General features: G+C 65.6%; 1 protein-coding gene. It reads right to left on the bottom strand.

What is annotated here, in order from left to right; all coding sequences use genetic code 11:
* Nucleotides 1-1,300 (bottom strand): acetate--CoA ligase family protein (locus MOV61_RS29955; RefSeq protein ID WP_247139183.1); only part of this gene is annotated, 1,300 nt, incomplete at both ends.

The following is a 1,300-nucleotide window of genomic DNA, read 5'->3' as shown; positions in this document are numbered from 1 at the left end:
ATTGCGGATCGCGCTTGGCGCCGACCACCATTTCGAGGCCCTGGCGCGCCATGCCCTCGATCAGCACGCCGTCGAGCTTGAGGCCCGGCTTGTGCCTGGCAATGCTGGCATACATCTTTTCATGCGCCGCCCGCAGCGCCGGCTCGTCGGTGATATTGACGATGACGCCGCCGACATCGCTCTTGTGGGCGAGTTCGGCCGCCTGCGCCTTCATGACCACCGGATAACCGACATCGGCTGCGATCGTCGCGGCTTCGTCGGCGGACTTCGCCAAAGCGCCCTTCGGGATGTGGATGCCGAGATCGGTAAGGATCCGCTTGCCCTCATACTCGACCACGAGGCCGGACGGTGGCAGCTTGGCGATCCGTTCGCCTTCCGGGGCGCGGTCCTTGGTGGCGGCGAGCGCAGCCGCATAATTCATCACCACTGCCATGGCGCGCATGGCGCGTTCCGGCGAGCGGAAGAACGGAATGCCGCTGTCGCGCACCGCCTTCATGAAGGTCGGATCCAGCGGGTAGTCGTCGCCGACGATGTTGAGGATGACCGGCTTTGTCGCGGTCGCGGCGACCGGGATGATCGCGTCCGACTTCTTGATCTGCATCGGCGGCGAGCCGCCGGCATGCGACAGGAAGACAATGCCCACGCCGGGATCCTTCAGCATGGATGTCGTGGACGTTCCGAAAATACCGGGATTGGAGAAGCCGGTCGTGCCGATGTCGAACGGGTTGTCGACATGGACGTAAGGCGGCACTTGTGTTGCAAGCTCGGCATGCACCTCGTCCGACAGCGTCGCGATCGGCAGGCCGACGCGTTCGCAGAAGTCGAAGCAGAGGCCGCGGATGGCGCCGGAATTGGTGACGATGCCCGCCTCGCCCGGTGGCGGCGACGGGTAGCGCGCCAGGATGGCGGTGACGTCGAACAGCTCGTCGGTGGTCTCGACCAGCGCAACGGCCTCGTTGCGCACGGCCGTCTGCATCAGCGCATGGTCGCCGGCAAGCGCGCCGGTATGGGATTGCGCCGCCTGTTTGCCGCGCTCGCTGGAGCCCGGATGCAGCATGACGATCGGCTTGCCTAGTTCGCGGGCGCGCCGCGCCACAGTGAGGAACTTTTGCGGGTTCTTGACCTGTTCGACATAGACCGCGACGGCGGCGTTGTCCTTGTCCTCGATCAGCCAGCCGACCAGGTCCTCGGCGGCGATCACCGCTTCGTTGCCGGTGGCGATGACGTAGGAGACTGCGATTTCCCGCGAATGCATGGCGAAGCGGATATTGGCCGCCGTCGCGCCGCTCTGGGCGACGAT

Source organism: Neorhizobium sp. BETTINA12A (assembly GCF_023006485.1).
In the GTDB taxonomy this organism is placed as follows: Bacteria; Pseudomonadota; Alphaproteobacteria; order Rhizobiales; family Rhizobiaceae; genus Neorhizobium.
This window is presented reverse-complemented; position numbering and strand designations above follow the sequence as displayed.